The following is a 21,856-nucleotide window of genomic DNA, read 5'->3' as shown; positions in this document are numbered from 1 at the left end:
AGGTAGTTATGCTGAAAATCCCTATAATAATTAAGTCATTAATTTGACAACTAATAAGAAATTATCCGCGTTGATTTTTTTCTAAGGGATTATCTATGAGTAAATCAAACCGTTCTGCCGGGCGACGTTATGCCTGGCTCTGGGTGCTGCTGGCGGGGGCCGTGCTGGGCGCGGTCCTGCTGGCCGGGGGCGCTACGGTGATGCACAAAACCAGCGACACCGAATTCTGCGTTTCCTGCCACTCCATGAGCCAGCCGCTGGCGGAATATCAGGGCAGCGTTCACTTCCAGAACCCGAAAGGCATTCGCGCCGAGTGCGCCGACTGCCACGTTCCCCACGAGCCGGTGGATTATCTGACCACCAAGGTGATGGCAATAAAAGACATCTGGGGCGAAATGACCGGCAAAATCGACACCCCGGAAAAATACGACGCCCACAAGCTGGCGATGGCCCAGAGCGTCTGGGACACCATGAAGAAAAACGACTCAGCAACCTGCCGCTCCTGCCACAGCTACGAGGCGATGGACGTGCTGGCCCAGCGCCCGGAAGCGCGTCATGAACATCCCGTCGCCATCAAAAAGGGTGAAACCTGCATCGACTGCCACAAGGGCGTCGCCCACATTCTGCCGGACATGAGCCAGCTCTCCGCCGCGGGCGCGAACGAACTTTCCGCCGCCGCCGCAAAATTGCCGGAAAGCGCGAGCGAGGCCTGGTCTATCGCCACCCAGCCGTTCTGGCTTACTCCGGACAGCAAGCAGCATAACGCCGGTAACCTGATGCCCGGCACCGAAGCGAAAATCCTCAAACGCGACAACGGCATGATCCTCGCCGAAGTTAACGGCTGGCAGCAGGACGGCGTGAGCGAAGTGTTTTACGCCGCCGCCGGTAAACGCATTCTGAGCGTGCTGCTCGGCGAAGACGCCCGCCAGCAGGTCAAACGCCTGAGCGATTTCACCGACCCGGAAACCAAACTGGTCTGGCATCAGACCGCGCTGCAGGTCTGGCTGCCCGCGGGCCAGCTTATCGACAACCAGCAGAAAATCTGGGATTACGCCGCCTCGATGATGTCCGCCAACTGCACCGGCTGCCACGGCCTGACCGCGCTCGACCGCTTTAACGCCAACCAGTGGATCGGCGTTATTAAAGGTATGGCACCGCGCACCTCTCTCAGTCAGGAACAGCTGCGCATACTCACCCGCTACGTTCAGCAGCACGCCAGCGACATGCCGGCCACCACCAACAGCAGCAAGGAGGCACAACAATGAAAACTCATCGCGAAACGATGCAGTTAAGCCGACGCCGTTTTCTGACCGGAGCCGCAGCGCTTGGCGGCGTCTCTCTGCTGGGCTGCCTGTGGCCCCGTTCGGTGCTCGCCGAGGCCGTAAGCCAGGCGCTGCCGCAGTTTGTTGCCCTGCGTCAGGCGCAGAAAGGCATCCTGACCGGTGCCCATTGGGGCGCTTTCGAAGCCATCGTCCGTGACGGCAAAATGGTCGAAACCCGCCCGGTGCAGGACGATCCTTTCCCTAACGAACTCATCAGCATGGCCCCGCATCAGGTACACGCGCCTAACCGCGTGAAGTACCCGATGGTGCGTAAAAGCTGGCTGGAAGGCGGCGCGCAAAACTGCCGCCCTGAGCTACGCGGCCGCGACGAGTGGGTTCGCGTTAGCTGGGACAAAGCGCTCACGCTTGTCAGCGATGAAATTCGCCGCTTGCAGAGCGAACACGGCCCGCAGTCCATTTACGCCGGTTCCTACGGCTGGAAAAGCGTCGGCATGCTGCACAACAGCCGCACCCTGCTCCAACGCATGATGAACCTGTCAGGGGGCTTCTTGGGCTACGCCGGGGACTACTCCACCGGTGCAGCCCAGGTGATCATGTCCCACGTCATGGGGTCGATGGAGGTCTACGAACAGCAAACCGCCTGGCCAAACGTGCTTGAGCACAGCCAGCTGGTCGTGCTGTGGGGCTGCAACCCGATGGTCACGCTGAGAAACAGCTGGAACGTGCCGGACCACGTCGGCCAGGCGGGCTTTGAAGCGCTGAAGAAAAAAGGCGTGCGCGTTATCAGCATCGACCCGGTCAAAAGCGACACCACCGAATACCTCAACGCCGAATGGCTTGCCCCGCATCCGTACACCGACAGCGCCATGCTGGTGGGCATCGCCCATACCCTGCTGGTGGAAAAGCTGCATAACCCGGACTTCCTGAAAACCTACACGGTTGGCGCAGACAAATTCATCGCCTACCTCAACGGCGAGCAGGATGGCGTGGTGAAAGACGCCGACTGGGCGGCGGCCATCAGCGGCGTGGACGCCGAAGCGCTGCGCCAGCTGGCTCGCGACATGGCGAAGAACCGCACCATGATCATGGGCGGCTGGGGCATCCAGCGCCAGCACCACGGCGAACAGCTTCACTGGCTGCTGGTGACGGTAGCGGCAATGCTAGGCCAGATTGGCCTGCCCGGCGGCGGCTTCGGCTTCAGCTACCACTACTCTTCCGGCGGCAGCCCAACGGCGCGCGGCGGCATCCTGGCGGGGATTTCCGCCGGCAACTCGCCGAAGAACAGCCCAACGCCGATCCCCGTCGCGCGCATTGCCGAATGCCTGGCAAACCCGGGTAAAACCATCGACTTTAACGGCGCGAAGGTCACCTATCCCGATGTGAAAATGGTCTACGTCGCCGGGGGTAACACCTTCCACCAGCATCAGGACACCAACAGCCTGATCAAAGCCTGGCAGCACCCGGAAACCATCGTGGTCAACGAGCCGTACTGGACCGCCACCGCGAAGTATGCCGACATCGTGCTGCCCGCCACCACCAGCTACGAGCGCAACGATCTGGAGATGGGCGGCGACTATTCCCAGCTCTACGTCTTCCCTATGCACCAGTGCGTTCCGCCACAGCACGAGTCGCGCAGCGATTTTGATATTTTCGCGGGGCTTGCGGCCAAGCTCGACGTGCAGGAAGCCTTTACCGAAGGTAAAGACGAGATGCAGTGGCTCAAGGGGATGTACGACGACATGAAGGCGCAGGCGCGCAACGCCCGCGTCGCGCTGCCGCCGTTCGATATGTTCTGGGCGTCGAATAACTACGTGCGCTTCCCTGTGCCGGAAGAAAACAGGCAGTGGGTGCGTTTTGCTGACTTCCGCGAAAACCCGCTGCTCAACCCGCTGGGCACGCCGTCCGGTAAAATCGAAATCTACTCGGAGACGGTAGCGAAAATGGGCTACGCCGACTGCCCGGGCCTGCCGGGCTGGCTGCCGCCGCACGAGTGGTACAAAGGGCCGGAGGCGAGCAAATATCCGCTGTCGCTCAACACCGCGCACCCGATAAACCGCCTGCACTCCCAGTTGGACAACACGCCGCTGCGTGAGAAATACGCGGTAGCCGATCGCGAAGCCATCTGGGTACACCCGCAGGACGCCAAAGCGCGCGGCATTAATAACGGCGAGCTGGTGCGGGCGTTTAACGATCGCGGCCAGATTCTGGTTGGGGCGGTGGTGACCGAACGGGTACGTCCGGGCGTCGTGCGCATCAGCGAAGGCGCGTGGTTCGATCCGGCGGATCCGCACCAGCCGGGTTCGCTGTGTAAAAACGGCAACGTCAACTGCCTGACCTTTGATATCGGCTCGTCAAGCCTGGCGCAGGGCAACTGCGGCCAGATGGCGCAGCTGGAGATTGAGAAGTACGAGGGTCCGGTGCTGAAAAACACCGCTCACGCGGTGCCGGCGGGCGCTTAAGCAGGCCGAATGCCGGGTGGCGCAATGCTTACCCGGCATCCGCAGTCGCTATGTAAATGTCGGGCGGCGGCTAACGCTTACCCGGCCTACGCATGCGCCATCCGCCTTTTACCACTCTAACCCCCCGGTTTGCAGCTCGGAATTAACGAATAATCCCCCGCGCCGAGCGCGCAAAAAACCAGTCAAATAATGCCATCACCGGCAGATCGCTCGCCGTCTGCCCCAGCGCATGCTTTACCTCTTCTATCGCCCGCGACTGGTGATAGAGCATTTCGTAAAACGTATGGATCAGCTCCTGCTGGTATTTTTCCATCGCCAGAAAAACGTTCGATTCCGCATAAACCCCAACGGGCACCGCCCGATTACCCGCGGCCATCACAAACGGCGGCACGTCCTGCACCACCGCCGACTGGTCGGCGATATGGACGTTCGCCCCCAGCACGCAAAACTGGTGGATGGCGCACATATAGCCAATCTTCGCCCGGTCGTTCATCTCCACATGTCCGGCCAGCCCGCTGTTATCGCCAATCTGCGTGCCGTTTCCCACGACGCAGTCATGGCCGATATGCACGCCGTTCAAAAACCGGTTGTCGTCACCCACGGTGGTTTCGCTCCTGCCCTGAACCGTGCCGCGATGAAGCGTGGCATTTTTCCCGACCTGGTTGCGGTCGCCCACAACGAGGCGAGTCGGCTCGTTGGCGTACTTGAGATCCTGGTTTACTTCGCCAATAGAGGCAAACTGGCCGAAGCTATTGTTGCAGCCGATTGTGGTGAGGCCGTTGACCACCGAATGGGAACCGATAACCGTCCCCTCACCGATAACCACGCCTGCGGAAATCACGCAAAAAGGGCCAATCGAAACGTGCGCGCCGAGGACGACGCCGGGTGCCACCACGCTATTGCGGGCGACCCGAGCTAACGGGGAAATGGGCATCAAATTATCCTGAAGAAGGTACGAAAAGAGAGGAAATAACCGGGAAGGGGCTTATCGACTGGGGCCAGCATAGAGAAATGAGGGCGGTATTACGCCTAATATATTTTCTTTATTTTTTGAACTTAACGACGAAGGATGGATGTCGGATGAGACTGGTGAATGTCGGGTGGCGCTTACGCTTACCCGACCTACATGAGTTAGGTTTTGTAGGGTGGATAAGCGCAGCGCCATCCACCACAACGCATACAGATTTGTAGGGTGGATAAGCGATAGCGCCATCCACCACAACGCATACAGATTTGTAGGGTGGATAAGCGCAGCTCAATCCACCACAACGCATACAGATTTGTAGGGTGGATAAGCCATAGCGCCATCCACCGCAACGCTTACAGATTTGTAGGGTGGATAAGCGCAGCGCCATCTACCACAACGCATACAGATTTGTAGGGTGGATAAGCGATAGCGCCATCCACCATAACGCTTACAGTTTTGTAGGGTGGATAAGCGATAGCGCCATCCACCATAACGCTTACAGATAAATCCGCAGATACTCACCCAGGCAAAGAATCGCCATGGCCTGGCCGTACGGCATGGAGGTCAGCGGGATCTGGCGATAGAAATCCAGATCGCTGCCCATGCCGGTACCGAACGACACCTGCAGCAGCTCGCCTTCCGGGGAGATATTTTTCACAATCCCCTTCATGGCCTTCTCCGCCACCGGCGCGTAATCCTTGCTGATATAGCGCTTGCGGATGCCTTTCAGAATCCCGTACGCAAAGCCTGCCGTGGCAGAAGCCTCCAGATAGGACTTCGGATCGTCAAGCAGCGTATGCCACAGCCCGCTGTCGTCCTGGCATTTCGCCAGCGCCGCCACCTGATTCTCCAGCACCTGCACCAGATAACGGCGCACCGCGTTGTTCTCCGGCAAATCGACCAGCTCCAGGAAATCAGGAATCACGATGGTCAGCCAGCTGTTGCCGCGCGCCCAGCGGGCGTTGGCGAAGTTGTGGTTGCCTTCGTAGTTCCAGCCGTGGAACCACAGCCCGGTTTCTCTGTCCATCAGGTTCTGCACGTGCAGCAGGAACTGGTAGGTAGCCTCTTCCACATACTCCGGGCGGTTTAGCAGCTTGCCGATTTTCGCCAGCGGCAGCACGGTCATCATCAGCGTGTCGTCCCACATCTGCTGGTGGTTCTCTTCCGCCAGCGTAATGTGCTGCATACCGCCGTGCTCGGTGCGCGGCATCTCGTACATCGCCCACTCTGCCCAGCTTTCCAGCCACGGCAGATAAGACGGATCGCGCGTCTCTTCGTAGCGGTAGGCAAGCGTCAGGAACGGCGCCATGGTGTTGACGTTTTTCGTGGTTGCGCCTTCGGCAAAACGGTCGGCAAACCAGCCGTCGATGACCTCGCGCATCTTCTCATCGCCGGTCTGGCGATAATACTGGTACATGCCGTACAGGCCCACGCCGTGGGTCCATTCCCAGCCGGCCCAGCCTTTAGTATCGATAACGCGACCATCGTCCAGGCGCAGCAGGAACTGGCCGGTTTCATCTTTAATGGTTATCAGGTTATCCGTCACCTTATGGATCAGGGTTTTCAGTTCATCCCGGGCAATAAAGCGCTCCGGCTGACACAGCAGCGGGCTGTGCTTGACGGGGTAAATAATCATTAACTTAACCTCTGAGTAGCGTTCGAATTGTCGTTCATTGCTGCCGCCGCTTTTAGCGATGGAGCAGCAGGTTTGTTGTGATTGAGATAACCAATATTGTTGTTACCCCAAAGATTTTCGTAAGGCATGCCCGCCAGCAGCTCAACGGTGGCGCGAGCCTGCGGGGTGATATCCTCCGGCACGGCGCGGTTGGCGATACGCATTTTCGCGGTCTCTTCGCGCAGCACGCTATGCGTTTGCAGGTTGAGCTTAAAGCGCAGAGAGATCAGGAAGCCGCAGGCCAGCACGGCCAGGGTGCCAAAACTTAAAATCATCAGAATGGTATGGCTTACCGCCGCAGGCTGAACCGACTGGCCGGAAACGAACCCGGAGAGCTGCATGACGATGCCCACCAGCATGACCGCGCCCGCCTGTGAAGCCTTGCGGGTCAGGGTCATGATGCCCGCGAAGATGCCCTCACGGCGCTGGCCGGTGATCACCTCGTCCACGTCGGCGATATAGGTATAGATATTCCACGGCACGTAGTTGATGCCGCCGCGACCCAGGCCCGCGATAGCCGATACCAGCAACAGCAGCGAGAAGACGTCGCTGAAGCCCGCATACCACAGCAGCGCGTAGGACAACGAGCTAAGGCCGAACAGCACCACCACCATGCGGTAGGAAGGAGCCGGGCCATATTTAATGCACAGCGGGATCATGCCGATTACGGCGATAAACTGCATGATAGCCATCGTGCCAAGCAGGTTGGACGCCACCGACGCGCTTTGCATCAGCACGAACACCACGTAATAGGTAAACACCGCGTTGAACACGTCCTGCGCGATATAGCCGCCGAGGTACATGCCCAGATGCTGACGGAAGATTTTGATGCGCAGCGTCGAGGTCAGCTCGACGTTCAGACGCTTCATGCTCTGCATAAACGTTAGCTGCTTCTTCTATTCTTCCGCGCGCAGGGCCGCTTCCGTCCACTCTTCACGCGGGCGCTCCCAGGTAAACAGCCAGACCAGGGTCAGCACGATGGCGCAAAGCGTGGCGAAGACCAGGCTCGCATAGAAGAAGGAAACAGCGTTGTCCTTGCCGAAGTGGTTCAGCAGAATCCCCGGCAGGAAGGCGGCAAGAATGGCGGAAAGCTGCGCCATTGAGATACGCGCGCCGGAAAACTTGGTCTTCTGCTTAAAGTCGTCGGTCATTTCCGGCACCAGGGTTTCGTACGGCACCAGGATCATGGTGTAGACCACGTCAAAAATCAGGTAGGTAACCAGGTAGTACCAGTAGCTCATCTCCCCTACCCACATAAAGCTGTAGCTGAAGACCAGCGGGATGCCGAGCAGGATGAAGAACTTACGGCGGCCAAAGCGTTTGCCAAGCCACGTCGAGCCAAAGTTATCGGTCAGGTACCCCATCAGCGGGCTGACAACGGCATCGAGCACCCTCGCCATCGCAAAAATGAAGGTCGCCTCGATAGGCGTAAGTCCGCAAAAGGTCGTGTAGAAGTACAGTAGCCAGGCAGCCGTTAGCGCGGTTGTGCCCGCGCCAAGAAAATCGCCCGACCCATAGGCGAGGTAATTTGCCAGTCCAATCTTACGTGTTTTCATTGCCGTCAACCCCGTTGCTTTTGTTATCGGAGATCGCAAGTCATGGCCCCAAGCGAGCCTGCCGGAATCTTTCACGGTTAAGGTAAAAGCATGACGACCGGGAAACCTTTCCCTTTCTGCCATCCATTGGCGAACACTGGCAAAAATACAAAGAGTCACCGTCTCCGCATCTCGATTTATAAAACAAGGGTTCGTTTTTATCAAAAGAGCGGATTGAAAAATGAGAGATGCAAACGGAAAAGCCGCTACGAGCGTGCGGCTTTTAATCAGTCGCTTAATATATAGGTCGGGTAAGGCGCTGGCCGCCACCCGACTATGCAGCGCTGGACGCACTCATCCCAGCCTCCTCCCCCTGGAGAAGGTGAAAAAGATGTGCTGTGATAAACGTGCGCCAGACGGTCCCCTCGCTCCTTCGGGGAGAGGATTAGGGGGAGGGGGAAACACCATTCATCGGTAGTTCACAATCACCTGATTGCTCTGTACCCGCAGCGGCGGGAAAAGCCTGCCGCCGCCGGGCACTTCCCAGACGAAGCGCAGCGGCTCGGCTGCGTCGACGTTCGTTAGCCCGCGCGTCGTGCCGCTCTGCCCTTCTATCGGCACGCATCGCGTCTGGGAACAGAGCTTAACCAGCAGGCCGCCCGGCGTTGGGCCGTTAAGCTCGTAGCGCCAGGCGACCAGCGTCATCGTGCCGCTGACCGGCTGCGACGGTGCCAGCGCCCGCGACGAAGCCACCACGCCGCGATTGCCAAGCGCTACCCCCATGCCGCTGGCCTGCCAGCTTCCCTCACCGGCGGCCTGGGCAATCCACGGCGCGATAAACAACAGGGCAAGCAGGCGCATTATTTCGCTCCGATGGTTGCGGTCATACGAATATTGCGGTTGTCCGACAGCTCCAGGCTCGAAAGCACCACCAACTGAGGCAGGCTGCGGCGCAGGAAGCGGGACAGCAGCGGACGCAGCGCATGGTTCACCAGCAGCACCGGCGGCGCGCCCAGCATCTCCTGGCGCTGTAGCGCTTCCTGAGTTTGTTCCAGCAGCCGGTCGGCCAGACCCGGCTCGAGGCCGCTGCCGCCCTGCAACGCCTGCAGCAGCAGACGCTCAAGCGCGGTATCCAGCCCGATAACCTGCACCTCGCCCGTGCCGGGGAACCACTGCTGCGTGATGGCGCGTCCTAACGCCACGCGCACAACGGCGGTCAGCTCAGACGGATCGCTCTGAATCGGCGCATGCTCGGCGAGCGTTTCCAGAATGGTGCGCATATCGCGAATCGGCACCTTCTCGGCCAGCAGGTTTTGCAGCACCTTATGCAGCGTGGTCAGCGTAACGACGGCAGGCACCAGGTCTTCGGTAAGCTTCGGCATCTCCTGCGTCACGCGGTCGAGCAGCTGCTGCGCCTCCTGACGCCCGAACAGCTCGGGCGCAAATTGGCCGATAAGATGGTTTAAATGCGTTGCCACCACGGTGCTGGCCTCCACCACGGTAAAGCCCTGAATCTGCGCCTGCTCTTTGAGCGCGCTTTCAATCCAGGTTGCCGCAAGGCCAAAGGCCGGGTCGATGGTTGCCTCGCCGGGCAGCGTGCCTGCGGCGGTGCCGGGGTTAATCGCCAGCCAGCGGCCCGGATAGGCGTCACCGGCGCCGATTTCCACGCCCTTCATCAGAATGCGATAGCGCGCGGGCGGCAGGTCCATATTGTCGCGAATATGCACGACCGGCGGCAGGAAGCCCACGTCCTGGGCGAATTTCTTACGGATGCTGCGGATACGCCCGAGCAGCTCGCCATCCTGCTGGAAATCCACCATCGGGATCAGGCGATAGCCCACCTCCATGCCCAGCGAATCCTCAAGCTGAACATCGTTCCAGGTCGCTTCCACGGCCTGCGGGTTATCGGGCATTTTGACCGGCTGCGGCGCAGCCGGAGCGGTGATCTGGCGGCCACGCATCCACCAGGCGAGTCCCAGAAGGGCTGCGGTAAACAGCAGGAAAACGAAGTTTGGCATCCCCGGCACCATGCCGAGCAGACCGAGCACGCCTGCGCTAAGCAGCATGACGCGCGGATTGTTGAACAGCTGGGTGACCATCTGCTCGCCGACGTCCTGGTCGGTCGCCACGCGGGTCACGATAACGCCCGCCGCGGTAGAAATAACCAGCGCCGGGATCTGCGCGACCAGGCCATCGCCGATGGTCAGCAGCGTATAGCTTTCGGCTGCGGCCCCCACGGCCATATCATGTTGCAGCACGCCGACCAGCAGGCCGCCGACCACGTTAATCACCATGATCATCAGCCCGGCCACGGCGTCGCCGCGCACGAACTTGCTTGCGCCGTCCATAGAACCGTAGAAGTCCGCTTCCTGGGTCACTTCCGAACGGCGCTTTTTCGCTTCGTCTTCGCCAATCAGCCCGGCGTTAAGATCCGCATCAATCGCCATCTGCTTGCCCGGCATCCCGTCCAGCACGAAGCGCGCGCCGACCTCCGCGATACGCCCCGCACCCTTGGTGATAACCATAAAGTTGATGATCACGAGGATGATAAACACCACGATACCGATAGCGAAGTTGCCGCCGACCAGGAAGTGTCCGAAGGCTTCAACCACCCGCCCCGCCGCGCCCGCGCCGGTGTGTCCTTCCATCAGAATGATACGCGTGGACGCCACGTTCAGCGCCAGGCGCAGCAGCGTGGTAAACAGCAGGATAGTCGGGAACGCGGCGAACTCGAGGGTTTTCTGGGTGAACATCGCCACCAGCAGCACCATGATCGACAGCGCGATGTTGAAGGTGAACAGCAAATCCAGCACGAACGCCGGCAGCGGCAGCACCATCATCGACAGGATCATCAGGATCAGTATCGGCCCGGCAAGAATTTGCCATTGCCCGGATTTCATACTGGCGGGCAGGCGCAGGGTAGCGAGCAGATTAGCCATCGGTGTCCTTCTCATTCGCAAAGTCCAGTGCCTCAGGCACCGGCAGATTTTCAGGTTTTTTCGGGATTAAGCCGCCCGCCACGCGCCAGCGGCGCAGCTGCCAAACCCACGCCAGCACTTCCGCCACCGCGGAGTAAAGCTGCCCTGGGATTTGCTGGCCGATTTCCGCGTGCCGATAAAGCGCGCGGGCGAGCGGCGGTGCTTCAAGCACCGGAATGCGGTGTTCGTTACCAATCTCACGGATGCGCAGCGCCACAAGCCCAGCCCCTTTGGCCAGTACTTTTGGCGCGCTCATTTTCTTCTCGTCGTACTGTAGCGCCACCGAATAGTGCGTCGGGTTGGTGACGATAACGTCTGCTTTCGGCACGTCGGCCATCATGCGGCGACGGGCGATGGCGCGCTGCTGCTGGCGAATGCGCCCCTTAACGTGCGGGTCGCCCTCCTGCTGCTTGTATTCGTCGCGGATGTCCTGGCGGCTCATGCGCAGCTTTTTAATGTTGCTCATCACCTGGAAGAAGACGTCAAACCCCACCATCGGGATCAGGCCCATGACGATGAGCAGGCCGCATGCCGCGACCATATCCAGCGCGTGGCGCAGCGCGGCGATGGGCGGCTCGCTCATCAGCCGCATCATGTCCGGCCAGTTGTGCCACAGATACCAGGCGGTCACCGAGCCGACCAGCGTCGCCTTCAAAAATGCCTTAAGCAGCTCCGCGCCGGTCTGCGCCGACACCATGCGCTTTAAGCCCGGCAGCGGGTTCATCTTGCTGAACTTGAACGCCATGGATTTGCCGCTAAACAGCAGGCCGCCGAGCAGCATCGGCGCGGCTATCGCCACGATGACCAGCCCGCCCATCAGCGGCAGCAGCGCCCACACCGCCTGCTTAATCAGCAGGCTTATCTGATTCACGATGAGCCGTGGGTCATTAATGATGCTGTGATCGAAGTGCAAACCGGCGGACAGCATGGCGGCAAGCTGGCGCGCGAGTGGCTCGCCGCCCATCCAGATGATGCTCAGACCAGCCAGCACCATCAGCAAAGAGGTCAATTCGCGGGAACGGGGAATCTGCCCTTCCTCACGCGCTTTTTCAAGTCGGTGGGGCGTGGGGGCTTCTGTCTTTTCCTGGTCGCTCTCTTCAGACACCGCATCAGTCTCGTGGCCGCAATTTCTACGACAGCATGCCAGAGGGTGAGCGGGCTAATGGGGGGAAAATAGGGGGAATTGTGCGTTTGTTTTGGCGTTGGAGCGCCCCCACCCTGCCGGGTGAAGGCGTTTAACGGCTTAAAACCCTAAGCTGTCCAGCAAATCATCCACCTGGTCCTGGCTTGCGACCACGCCCGCGGCGCTGGCGTTCATCTGCGGGCCGTTGAGCAGGCTTTCGTTGGCGCGTTTGGCGCGTGCGTCCGGCTCCGGCATGTTTTCCAGCAGCACCATCAACAGCTGGCGTTCGATCTCCTGGATGACGTCCATCATCCGCTTGATCACCTGCCCGGTCAGATCCTGAAAGTCCTGCGCCATCATGATTTCCAGCAGCTGCGCGTTGGTGAAGCTGGTGTGCTCCGGCACGCCCGACAGGTAATTACGGGTATCGGTCACCAGTTCTTTCGCATCGCTTAGCTCAATCGGGTTTTCAAACCACGCGTCCCAGCGCCCGGTCAGCGCCTTCGCGCCGGACTCAAGCTGGTTCTGGTGCGGCTGCGAAAGCTCGACGCAGTTCAGCGCGCGTTCGGCGGCCTGCGCGGTCATCTGCACCACGTAGTCCAGGCGGTCGCGCGCGTCAGGAATGGCTTCGGCGGCTTCGGCAATCGCCTGATCCAGCCCCAGTTCCCGCAGGCTGTCGCGCAGCATGCGCGTTAAGCTGCCGATGCGCGCAATAATATCGGTTGGCGACTGATGGAGCTCCATCGCCGGGTTTGTCGATGAGTGCATTTGCCCCTCCTTACATGCCAAGCTTTTCGAAGATCTTGCCCAGTTTTTCTTCAAGGGTAGCGGCGGTAAACGGCTTCACGACGTAACCGCTTGCCCCAGCCTGTGCCGCTGCGATGATGTTCTCTTTCTTGGCTTCAGCCGTCACCATCAGCACCGGCATTGCCGACATGGCGCCGTCTGCGCGAATGGTTTTCAGCAGCTCAAGACCGTCCATGTTGGGCATGTTCCAGTCAGAGATCACAAAGCCGAAACCGCCAGACTGCAGTTTGTTGAGCGCATCCACGCCGTCTTCTGCCTCTTCGACGTTGTTAAAACCCAGCTCTTTAAGCAGGTTACGCACGATGCGACGCATGGTAGAAAAATCGTCCACCACTAAAAACTTAAGCTCTTTGTCCGCCATAAAATCCGGGCTCCTTTGTTAAATACGTATTGCCTGTCCGGCACTAATTTTCGCCAGCATCTGCTGGCTAACCTGGCTTAAATCGACCACTTCGCTGACGCCACCGCTATTGATGGCCTCACGCGGCATGCCGAACACCACACAACTTGCTTCGTTTTGGGCGATAGTCCACGCCCCGGCCTGGTGCATCGCAAGCATGCCTGCGGCACCGTCATTACCCATTCCGGTGAGGATCACGCCCACGGCGTTACGCCCGGCGAACTTCGCCACCGAATGGAACAGCACATCCACGGCCGGGCGATGCCGGTTCACGGGTGGGCCGTCGTGTAATTTGATTTGATAGTTTGCGCCGCTGCGTGACAGCTCCATGTGCTTATCACCGGGCGCAATGTAGGCGTGTCCGGGCAATACGCGTTCGCCGTCTTCCGCCTCTTTCACCGCAATCTGGCACAGCTTGTTTAGCCGTTCGGCAAACGAGCGCGTAAAGCCGGGCGGCATGTGCTGGGTGATTAACACCGCCGGGCTTGATAGCGGCAGCGGCTGCAGGACGTGGCGAATGGCCTCGGTGCCGCCGGTTGACGCGCCGATCGCTATCAATTTTTCTGAACTGAGCAGCGGCCCGGCCTTAAGCTGCGCGGGAGCGTCTACGGGCGCTCGCGCCGCCAGTTTGGCACGCGATGCGGTGCGCACCTTCTCGGCAATCATTTCGCTGTAGGACAGCATGCCTTCGCGAATGCCCAGCTGCGGCTTGGTGACGAAATCAATCGCCCCCAGCTCCAGCGCGCGCAGCGTCACCTCCGAGCCTTTCCCGGTCAGCGATGACACCATCACCACCGGCATCGGGCGCAGGCGCATCAGCTTTTCCAGAAAATCCAGCCCGTCCATGCGCGGCATTTCTACGTCCAGCGTCAGCACGTCCGGGTTAAACTTCTTGATCAGATCGCGGGCCACCAGCGGGTCCGGCGCGGTGGCAACCATCTCCATATCGCTGTGGCTGTTGATAATTTCTGTCATGATCTGGCGCATCAGGGCGGAATCATCGACGGACAGCACTCTTATTTTTGTCATGATCTTTCCTTACTCAGCCCGTAAACCGTCTGACCACGCAGCCAGAACTCGCGACTGAGGTTACTGAAATTCTCTGAATGTCCGGCAAACAGCAGTCCGCCAGGTTTCAACAGGGGAACAAAGCGCCCCAAAATGTCCTGCTGCGTCGTTTTGTCGAAATAGATCATGACATTGCGACAAAAAATGGCATCGAACGGGCCGGGAATCTGCGCCTGCTTATCAAGCAGGTTGACGGTCGCAAATTCGATGTGGCTCGCCAGCTCATTTCGTACCCGCACCAGCCCGTCGTGCGGCCCGGTGCCGCGCATGAAGTAGCGCTGCATCTGCTGCGGGGAGAGCGTTTTCAGCTCTTCCTGGCGGTAAACGCCGCTTTGCGCCTTCTCCAGCACCTGGGTGTCGATGTCGCTGGCAAACACTTTCCAGCGGCCCGGCGCCATGCCTAAAACGTCGGCGAGGGTGATGGCGATGGAGTACGGCTCCTCGCCGGTTGAGGCGGCAGCACTCCAGACGCGGTATTCGCCGCCGCCGCGCTTGCGGGCATGATCGGCAAGCACCGGAAAATGATGCCCCTCGCGAAAAAACGCGGTTAGGTTGGTGGTCAGCGAGTTTACGAACGCCTGCCACTCCGCGCTGTTGGCGTTGGATTCGAGCATGCCCAGATAGCGCCCAAAATCATCAAGGCCCAGGGTGCGCAGGCGGCGAACCAGGCGGTTGTAAACCATGTCCCGCTTGTGGTCCGCCAGCACGATTCCCGCGCGCTGGTAAATCAATTGACATATCCGACGAAAATGCGTGTCGGACAGCGGTAGACGCTGTGTCATCTGTAACATTAATGACGTTTGTCCGTTGGACAGGGGTGATGTCATAGCGCCTTCTCAGTCACAATCAGGGGGTGACCAGCACCCCGGAGGTTTCAAATTCCCCGGTATCGCGTTGTCCATCAACGCTCGCCAGGTTAAACACAGAGACAACACCGGTTAAGTGTTCAGCCTGGTTGGCCAGCGCATCGGTCGCGGCTGCCGCTTCTTCTACTAAGGCGGCGTTTTGCTGGGTGACCTGATCCATCTGGCTTACTGCCTGAGCGACCTGCTCGATGCCGCGACGCTGTTCGTCAGACGCCGAGGCAATTTCGCCCATAATGTCGTTGACCTGCGTCACCGAGCGCACGATTTCAGCCATGGTGGTGGCTGCGGTATCCACCAGCTTCGATCCCTGCTGCACGCGCTCTACGGATTCTTCGATCAGCACTTTGATCTCTTTTGCCGCCTGGGCGCTGCGGCTTGCCAGGTTACGAACTTCCCCTGCGACGACCGCAAATCCTCGACCCTGTTCGCCCGCCCGCGCGGCTTCAACGGCCGCGTTCAGCGCCAGGATATTGGTCTGGAAGGCAATGCCGTCGATGACGCTGGTGATGTCGCCAATCTTCTGCGAGCTGCCCGCAATGTCGTGCATGGTGCGGGCCACGTTTGCCGCCTGTTCCCCGCCCTGCTTCGCGGTGTTCGCGGCGCTGCGGGAAAGCTGCGCGGCCTGGCGGGCATTGTCGGCGTTCTGGCCGACGGTGGCGGTAAGCTGCTCCATGCTGGCGGCTGTTTCCGCCAGCGACGCGGCCTGCTGCTCGGTACGCGCCGACAGGTCATTATTCCCTGCGGCGATTTCACCGATGCCGGTATGCATCGCGAGGCTGCCCTCGCGCACCTGGCCTACGGTCGCTTTTAGCGATTCCTGCATGTTCTTCAGGCTCTGGAAAATCTCCGATATCTCGTTGCGCCCGTAAACCGCAATCGGCTTCGCCAGATCGCCCGCCGCGATGCGGTCAAAGTGGTTACGCACGATAGCCAGCGGCAGCACGATCATCCGGCGCGACCAGACAAGCGAACCCAGCAGAATCAGGATGGCAATCACCGTCACGCTGCCGAAAATCACCGCAGATATGTGGTAATTCTTCTGGCTGTCGGCGCTGGCGGAGGCCACGATGTCGTTGATGCTCTGCTGCCATGCGTTGAAGTTGGCGTCGAAAATGTCCTGCGACTTTTGCACCGGCGCGCCGAGGAAATCGGAAAGCTGGTTGCTCTCAAGCCAGGTCGACTGGTGCTGCAAATCGTCGCGGTAGTTGGCGTAGCTCTGTTTGGTGGACGCCATCATCTCCTCGCCTTCTTTGCTGGTCGGCGGGATCTCGAGGAATTGGTTAAACAGCATGTCGGCCTGTTTAAGGCTGCCGCGCGCGTTCGCCATCAGGCGTTTGATATCTTCCGGCGGATAGCTCAGGGCGGTGAGCGTTCCGGCACGGCTAAGTGCGGTGCTGGCCTGTAGCAGCGCCGCACGGCTTTGGGTTAACGTATCGCGCTGCTGGTTGCCCGCTTCGACCATTTTGAGGTTCTGAAAGTCGTCACGAAAGGCCCAGAAGGACAAACCATTACTGCCAATCTGCAGCACGCCGCAGAGGATCAAAATCAGGAACAAGCTGGTCGATATACGGATACGGTTTAACATCAAAGCTTTCCTCGGCCAGCACGTCTGCCGGCGTTCATCAGTGGTCAGAAAGGGTGATTAAAATGTTTCCCAGTTATCGTCGCCCCCGGCGGTAGCCGGTTTGCGCGGGCTTAACGCCGGTGCAGCGGCGGCAGGTGCTGCGGTTTGACGTTCTATCGTTCCGTGATTATTCAGCCGGAATGCCGCTACCGCCTGGGTGAGCAGGCTGGCCTGTTCTTCCAGCGCGGCGGCGGCAGAGGCAGATTCTTCCACCAGCGAGGCGTTCTGCTGGGTAACGCGATCCATTTCGGAAACCGCGAGCGCCACCTGGTCGATGCCGCGGCTTTGTTCGTCCGACGCGGAGGCGATTTCGCCCATGATGTCGGTTACGCGGGTGACCGCGCTGACGATATCGCTCATGGTTTCCCCGGCGCTTTCCACCAGCACCGAGCCGGTATCGACCCGGGCGACGGAATCTTCAATCAGGGATTTAATCTCTTTGGCGGCCTGCGCGCTGCGTTGGGCAAGGTTACGCACTTCGCCTGCAACCACTGCAAATCCACGACCCTGCTCACCGGCACGCGCCGCTTCTACCGCGGCGTTTAGCGCCAGGATATTCGTCTGGAAGGCGATCCCGTCGATGACGCTGGTGATGTCGGCAATTTTTTTGGATGAGCCGGCGATGTCGTGCATGGTTTTCACCACCCCGTCGACGACCTTGCCGCCGCGCGACGCGGTTTCCGACGCGCTAAGGGCAAGCTGCGACGCCTGGCGGGCGTTTTCGGCGTTCTGCTTCACGGTGGCGGTGAGCTGCTCCATGCTGGCGGCGGTTTCTTCCAGCGAAGCGGCCTGCTGCTCGGTGCGTGAAGAGAGGTCGTTATTGCCCGCCGCAATCTCGGTCGCGCCGCTGTAAATGGCGTCCGAACCTTCGCGCACGCTGCCGACGGTGATAATCAGTTCCTGCTGCATATGCTTAACGCTTGCGGTCAGCTCGCTGATTTCGTTGCGGCCAGCGGCTACGATGTTCTCCGTCAGGTTGCCGTTAGCAATCTCGCGGATGTGGCCGATAACCACGGCCAGCGGTCTGAGCAGCACTTTGCGCATCCCGAACCACACCAGAACAATCACCGCTAAAAGCGCGATGGCGAGGCCAACAATCTGCCATTTGGCGAGGGTGTATTCGGCGTTGCTGGCAATATAGGACTGTTCGTAGCTGCGGTCGTTGAGGGCGAGATACTGCTGAAATGCTTTTTCCAGCGCGTTTTGCAGGCTCTGCGTGGACTGGGCGAAATAGGCATCGAGATTGCCGCGCTCGAGGAAGCCGATAAGCTCGGTCAGCGCCTGGTTATAATTTTGATAGTCGTCATCAACGTCTTTGACCACCGCGTCCATTTCAGGGGATACGGAGGGGATCTGCTTAAAGGCGGCGTAGTGCTTTTGGGATTCAGCAAGGGAGCCTTTGGCGACGTTCAGCAAATCCGTTTTCGCCGCGCTCTGGCCGTTGCTGGCGTCCAGCAGGGAACGCGCTGCGGAACGGCTGAGGTTAATGCGCGTTTGCAGCATTAAATCCCACGCGTAGTGCAGCTCGGCCTGTTGAACGCGTAACTCTCTGGATACCTTGAAGTTGTCGTTATTTTCTTTAAAAGAGTTAAAAAACATTCCGCCGGAGATCAGCTGCAGCAGCGCGAACACCACCAGCACCATCATCAGCATGGTGACAACGCGAATACGGTTCAACATATAACACCCTATGAATGACTTGATATCAGGGTTATCGGCATCAGCTTAGGGAACTTTACGTGAAATTCGGGAGGACCCTCTTCCCAGAGAAGAGGGTTAGGGAATGGTAGCGCGGGGGGAAAGTAGCTTGGGAGAAAAGGTTGCTCGGGAATGGGGAAACCAAGGGGGGCTATGTGCCCAGGTTATTAGTTATTGGTCAGGGGCTGGAGCGTCAGATGATTGTTTCCGGCTTCCAGGATACGCGGCCTGTCGGGGTCGAGATCTTCACGGTTGATGAGTAGCTTTTACAGCCACCAATTGTGTTTTCAGCCTTCTTTAAAAGCGCTTCATTGGACTATTATCCCAGACATTTCCCCGCCACCTGACGCTTTATTGTCATGTAAATGAAGTCACCTGTTTTATGCTGAGATAAAAAATATCACCTCAGGTGGCAAATTTAATGTGCAAATATAGTAGGAAGAATATGCAGGTGGGTATCACGGCAGCATCTAGCTAAGAAATAATGTGAGAAGCTGCATTGTCAATTAGGCTTCAGGTTTTTCCATTGAACGAATAACCAGGAAGTTCTGAGAAATACCTGCCCCTTTTTCAACGGTTTGTCTATCGTGAACAAACCAGGCATACATTTCAGGTGGAGCTGTATCGTGAAGTAAAGGTTGAGGTAAGCCATGGTATGCGGCCCGAGCAAAATCAATAAATCTTCTCGCCCGTCTTAAAGCCGGGCCATAGACATCAGGTACAATCTGCAGGCGTTTATCATGTGGATTAGTTTCCATGCTGTTTTTCATTCGTAGCGCTACATCATGGACATCTTCCAGCCAGCCCCAGTTTTTATGCAACACATTAAGTTCATTTTGCAACTGATCCGCTTTCTCGTGCCCATGAGGATTAATTCCGACTAAACCTGCTGATGAATCCGCTGAAGTTAAAACGTCCCCATGCTGTTTTTCATATTTCATGCATTCACACCGGTATTGATAATATTGTCGCCCTAGCCACTCGATATAGCTGTCCAAATGTCGGTTTTGCGCGCCAATACTAACGGCTTTAAACGGCACAGCCTGCTGGTAAATCTTTGTCCACTGCGCGACTGATTTATTATTGACTTTATCCTGTATAACGAAATAGGCAGCAACGTCAATATCTGTTTTATCAAGCGTTTGAAGGTCTGGAAATGGAACCCCTACCATAGTCGCTGCGCGATACATCCGGTGAAGCGCCACGCGACAAAGCTCTGCACTCGGCTTCTGCTCATCCGGTTTCAGACCGCCTCCCACGTCTTCTGCACAGCCGGGTAGCAGCTCTTCCTGATGCTTATTATTTCCGCCCAAGCGATAGAGGCTACGCCAGGGCCGATTTTCATGGGCAGCCACCAGATGAAGTGCATTTTTAACCGCATTAGGTAATGCAGATTTCTGATCAATAGATTTATCACCTAGCATTACACTTACGTCTTTTATCGGCCCTCCAAATGTTGAAACAAACCAGTCCACGCCATTATTACTACTGGCAGGCGTATGGCGAGCACAATCAAATAAACCGGTGAAAACAATATCTACGGGAACATTCTGGTAAGTATATTTATCACCCTGTTTCTGAAAAACATTCTCAAGGAGAGTATCAATAAACTTACGTGTGAGAGTTGCACCGAGGTCATAACCGAATAATGAAATGGAGATCAGTTTTATTGGGACCGGACTCTTTTTTTTTGATTCTTTATAGGCCTCTTCAAAGGTAATTTTGGTCGAAGCAATTCGGGTGTCAACACCAGTTACTAACATATCCGCAACTGTGGGGTTATCACGTAACCAAGGGGTAGCCTCAATACTGACTTTTTTTGCTGCTTTTTTTGCAGCATTTGATGCGAGTTTTTTACTCTCGGTGGGATTAATCAGTTTTTTTCCTGAGTTTTTTATCATTTCCCACCAGTCACCATCTTTTAGAAATTCCATACCTGCCTCTTTCGCCATTTCTTTAGGCCGGTCTTTTATATCATCCAGCACGGCGTTTTGTGCAACATCCATAAAAGCATGAAGTTTTGCGGTAAGACTTTCCTGAAATGGAGTACCTAGACCAGATATATAGAATTTAGCGTGGCTACTTGTAGAAATATCATATGACTCATCGGGAAAAGCCCTGAATAACCGAGCAACATTACTCAGGCGCTGCTCTGGTGAATCCTGCTCGATATTGCGATGAATGCCATCAAAAAAGAAACCAACATGCCATATCCGGGAGCAATTTCCCAATGCGGCATCATCTGCCTGTTGCGCACGGGTTGCGGCGGCTATAATGCTTTCAATATCCATCATTACTCCTTTAATTTATTAGCCCGGATCGTAGTTGAAAGCGCTTCCGATTTTGGATGAATAAAACCCTCACCCCACCACAAGAGAACTTTATCACCAGTAAGGAAATAGACATGTAGATAATTTTCTTCCCATCTTCTTTCCGGTAACGACATGAGAACTCTACGCGTTTCCTTACGAAGACCTGCGTCGTATTGAGCCCGAGTTGTACTTAATGTCCAAATAATTTCCGCTGTATTCCCGCTGATGCTACCACAGCAGGTTGCACCGCCACCGCCGTGGGCAAATGCATTTGAACCAGCCACACCATTCACACTAAACCCCAGAATTGGCCTATCGATTTCGCTGTGAATGATTAACGTCACAGGCCCGCTCGGTGGCCCCCAGATTGATGCCCAGATTAAACAACCGCCATATGCCAGCACAACCGCCAGCAGGCTACACCAGATCCATTTTCCCCAACGGGCATATCCACGATTCACAGCATTATTAATTTTGTCGTAGGTTTTAAAAAATCCCATTACTTATTTTTCTCTAATCCGCAAGTTAATTAGTATTAATCGGGCTTTTTTTATAAGGAGACCAAATATTATTGCTCCAGCCCAGTAACACTTTATCGCCGGGAAAAAGTGAAAATGCAAATCATTCTCTCCCGTTTCCTTTCCGGTAATGGCATGACGACTCGACGCGTTTCCAGGCGCATAACTTTAATGTACTGATCATGGGTTATATCAAGAGTCCAGATAACTTCAGCAGTCTTCCCCGAAATGCTGCCGCAACATGTGGCAGCTCCTCCCCCTCCTGAATACGGATTTTTTAAATGCCGAAGCATTTGGCCCAGCCGCCTCATTCATAATGAACCCCAGAATTAGCCTGTCGATTTCGATGTGAATAATTAAAGTCACACCTCCGGTCGGCGGTCCCCAGATTGCGGCCCAGAATAACCAACCACCAGATGCCAATATCATCGCCAGCAGACTACCCCAGATCCATTTCCCCCAACGAGCATATCCATGGTTTACAACGCTTTCCACTCTTTCAAATTTGCGAAAAAATCCCATTATTGTTTCCCTGGGATGCCG

At 57.3% G+C, this 21,856-nt stretch carries 15 protein-coding genes and 3 pseudogenes; 2 read left to right on the top strand and 16 right to left on the bottom strand.

The window, feature by feature from the left end; genetic code table 11:
* Positions 1–95: 95 nt before the first annotated feature.
* Complete coding sequence (locus ACSPHG_RS09175; protein ID WP_435953162.1) at positions 96–1,265, top strand: NapC/NirT family cytochrome c; 1,170 nt, start codon at positions 96–98, stop codon at positions 1,263–1,265.
* Positions 1,262–3,742 (top strand): trimethylamine-N-oxide reductase TorA, encoded by a 2,481-nt coding sequence (gene torA / locus ACSPHG_RS09170; protein ID WP_435953161.1) that lies wholly within the window; start codon positions 1,262–1,264, stop codon positions 3,740–3,742. Before ACSPHG_RS09175 ends, torA begins: the two co-directional genes overlap by 4 nt.
* Before the next feature lie 142 nt (positions 3,743–3,884).
* Here torA and lpxA read toward each other — a convergent pair whose 3' ends face one another.
* The 16 genes and pseudogenes from lpxA to ACSPHG_RS09090 all read right to left on the bottom strand — a co-directional run bounded on the left by lpxA (position 3,885) and on the right by ACSPHG_RS09090 (position 21,835).
* Positions 3,885–4,676 carry an acyl-ACP--UDP-N-acetylglucosamine O-acyltransferase gene (lpxA, locus tag ACSPHG_RS09165; RefSeq protein ID WP_435953160.1) on the bottom strand — a complete coding sequence of 264 codons (792 nt, stop codon included), beginning with the start codon at positions 4,674–4,676 and terminating at the stop codon, positions 3,885–3,887.
* Between the two features lie 529 nt (positions 4,677–5,205).
* Positions 5,206–6,345, bottom strand: a complete 1,140-nt coding sequence (gene bglB, locus ACSPHG_RS09160; RefSeq protein WP_435953159.1) for a beta-galactosidase BglB — start codon at positions 6,343–6,345, stop codon at positions 5,206–5,208.
* Positions 6,345–7,940: pseudogene (locus tag ACSPHG_RS09155) on the bottom strand (MFS transporter). The gene bglB and the pseudogene ACSPHG_RS09155 overlap by 1 nt, the downstream one beginning before the upstream one ends.
* A gap of 447 nt (positions 7,941–8,387) precedes the next feature.
* Positions 8,388–8,780, bottom strand: a complete 393-nt coding sequence (gene flhE / locus ACSPHG_RS09150; RefSeq protein ID WP_435953158.1) for a flagellar protein FlhE — start codon at positions 8,778–8,780, stop codon at positions 8,388–8,390.
* Positions 8,780–10,858, bottom strand: a complete 2,079-nt coding sequence (gene flhA / locus ACSPHG_RS09145; RefSeq protein WP_435953157.1) for a flagellar biosynthesis protein FlhA — start codon at positions 10,856–10,858, stop codon at positions 8,780–8,782. Before flhA ends, flhE begins: the two co-directional genes overlap by 1 nt.
* Positions 10,851–12,002 carry a flagellar biosynthesis protein FlhB gene (flhB, locus tag ACSPHG_RS09140; RefSeq protein WP_435953156.1) on the bottom strand — a complete coding sequence of 384 codons (1,152 nt, stop codon included), beginning with the start codon at positions 12,000–12,002 and terminating at the stop codon, positions 10,851–10,853. The genes flhA and flhB overlap by 8 nt, the downstream gene beginning before the upstream one ends.
* Positions 12,003–12,140: 138 nt before the next feature.
* Positions 12,141–12,788, bottom strand: a complete 648-nt coding sequence (cheZ, locus tag ACSPHG_RS09135) for a protein phosphatase CheZ (protein ID WP_435953155.1) — start codon at positions 12,786–12,788, stop codon at positions 12,141–12,143.
* Between the two features lie 10 nt (positions 12,789–12,798).
* Positions 12,799–13,188, bottom strand: a complete 390-nt coding sequence (gene cheY, locus ACSPHG_RS09130) for a chemotaxis response regulator CheY (protein WP_435953154.1) — start codon at positions 13,186–13,188, stop codon at positions 12,799–12,801.
* Positions 13,189–13,206: 18 nt separating this feature from the next.
* Positions 13,207–14,256 carry a protein-glutamate methylesterase/protein-glutamine glutaminase gene (locus ACSPHG_RS09125; RefSeq protein WP_435953153.1) on the bottom strand — a complete coding sequence of 350 codons (1,050 nt, stop codon included), beginning with the start codon at positions 14,254–14,256 and terminating at the stop codon, positions 13,207–13,209.
* Positions 14,253–15,122 carry a protein-glutamate O-methyltransferase CheR gene (cheR, locus tag ACSPHG_RS09120; protein ID WP_435953152.1) on the bottom strand — a complete coding sequence of 290 codons (870 nt, stop codon included), beginning with the start codon at positions 15,120–15,122 and terminating at the stop codon, positions 14,253–14,255. Before cheR ends, ACSPHG_RS09125 begins: the two co-directional genes overlap by 4 nt.
* Positions 15,123–15,141: 19 nt before the next feature.
* On the bottom strand, positions 15,142–16,746 hold the full coding sequence (locus ACSPHG_RS09115) for a methyl-accepting chemotaxis protein (protein ID WP_435953151.1): 1,605 nt from the start codon (positions 16,744–16,746) through the stop codon (positions 15,142–15,144).
* Between the two features lie 57 nt (positions 16,747–16,803).
* The gene (locus tag ACSPHG_RS09110; protein WP_435953150.1) at positions 16,804–18,465 is read right to left on the bottom strand and encodes a methyl-accepting chemotaxis protein; all 1,662 of its coding nucleotides are present in this window, start codon (positions 18,463–18,465) and stop codon (positions 16,804–16,806) included.
* A gap of 185 nt (positions 18,466–18,650) precedes the next feature.
* Positions 18,651–18,749 (bottom strand): annotated as a pseudogene (locus ACSPHG_RS09105) (type VI secretion system lipoprotein TssJ); the annotation flags it as partial.
* Positions 18,750–18,989: 240 nt separating this feature from the next.
* Entirely contained in the window at positions 18,990–20,774 is a 1,785-nt protein-coding gene (locus ACSPHG_RS09100) for a T6SS phospholipase effector Tle1-like catalytic domain-containing protein (RefSeq protein WP_435953149.1), read from the bottom strand.
* A gap of 2 nt (positions 20,775–20,776) precedes the next feature.
* On the bottom strand, positions 20,777–21,295 hold the full coding sequence (locus ACSPHG_RS09095) for a DUF3304 domain-containing protein (RefSeq protein ID WP_435953148.1): 519 nt from the start codon (positions 21,293–21,295) through the stop codon (positions 20,777–20,779).
* A gap of 25 nt (positions 21,296–21,320) precedes the next feature.
* Positions 21,321–21,835 (bottom strand): annotated as a pseudogene (locus ACSPHG_RS09090) (DUF3304 domain-containing protein).
* Positions 21,836–21,856: the final 21 nt, after the last annotated feature.

The sequence above is a fragment of the Dryocola baronae genome (assembly GCF_051297175.1).
GTDB lineage: Bacteria > Pseudomonadota > Gammaproteobacteria > Enterobacterales > Enterobacteriaceae > Dryocola.
Note: the sequence above shows the minus strand (reverse complement) of the source record. Positions and strands in the feature narration are given on the sequence as shown.

What these genes read in the sequence shown, in the direction of transcription:
- ACSPHG_RS09175 (WP_435953162.1), top strand. Translation starts at nt 96, where the DNA reads ATGAGTAAATCAAACCGTTCTGCCGGGCGACGTTATGCCTGGCTCTGG.
- ACSPHG_RS09100 (WP_435953149.1), bottom strand. Translation starts at nt 20,774, where the DNA reads ATGGATATTGAAAGCATTATAGCCGCCGCAACCCGTGCGCAACAGGCA.
- flhA (WP_435953157.1), bottom strand. Translation starts at nt 10,858, where the DNA reads ATGGCTAATCTGCTCGCTACCCTGCGCCTGCCCGCCAGTATGAAATCC.
- flhE (WP_435953158.1), bottom strand. Translation starts at nt 8,780, where the DNA reads ATGCGCCTGCTTGCCCTGTTGTTTATCGCGCCGTGGATTGCCCAGGCC.
- ACSPHG_RS09125 (WP_435953153.1), bottom strand. Translation starts at nt 14,256, where the DNA reads ATGACAAAAATAAGAGTGCTGTCCGTCGATGATTCCGCCCTGATGCGC.
- lpxA (WP_435953160.1), bottom strand. Translation starts at nt 4,676, where the DNA reads ATGCCCATTTCCCCGTTAGCTCGGGTCGCCCGCAATAGCGTGGTGGCA.
- torA (WP_435953161.1), top strand. Translation starts at nt 1,262, where the DNA reads ATGAAAACTCATCGCGAAACGATGCAGTTAAGCCGACGCCGTTTTCTG.
- ACSPHG_RS09110 (WP_435953150.1), bottom strand. Translation starts at nt 18,465, where the DNA reads ATGTTGAACCGTATTCGCGTTGTCACCATGCTGATGATGGTGCTGGTG.
- cheR (WP_435953152.1), bottom strand. Translation starts at nt 15,122, where the DNA reads ATGACATCACCCCTGTCCAACGGACAAACGTCATTAATGTTACAGATG.
- ACSPHG_RS09115 (WP_435953151.1), bottom strand. Translation starts at nt 16,746, where the DNA reads ATGTTAAACCGTATCCGTATATCGACCAGCTTGTTCCTGATTTTGATC.
- ACSPHG_RS09095 (WP_435953148.1), bottom strand. Translation starts at nt 21,295, where the DNA reads ATGGGATTTTTTAAAACCTACGACAAAATTAATAATGCTGTGAATCGT.
- cheZ (WP_435953155.1), bottom strand. Translation starts at nt 12,788, where the DNA reads ATGCACTCATCGACAAACCCGGCGATGGAGCTCCATCAGTCGCCAACC.
- bglB (WP_435953159.1), bottom strand. Translation starts at nt 6,345, where the DNA reads ATGATTATTTACCCCGTCAAGCACAGCCCGCTGCTGTGTCAGCCGGAG.
- cheY (WP_435953154.1), bottom strand. Translation starts at nt 13,188, where the DNA reads ATGGCGGACAAAGAGCTTAAGTTTTTAGTGGTGGACGATTTTTCTACC.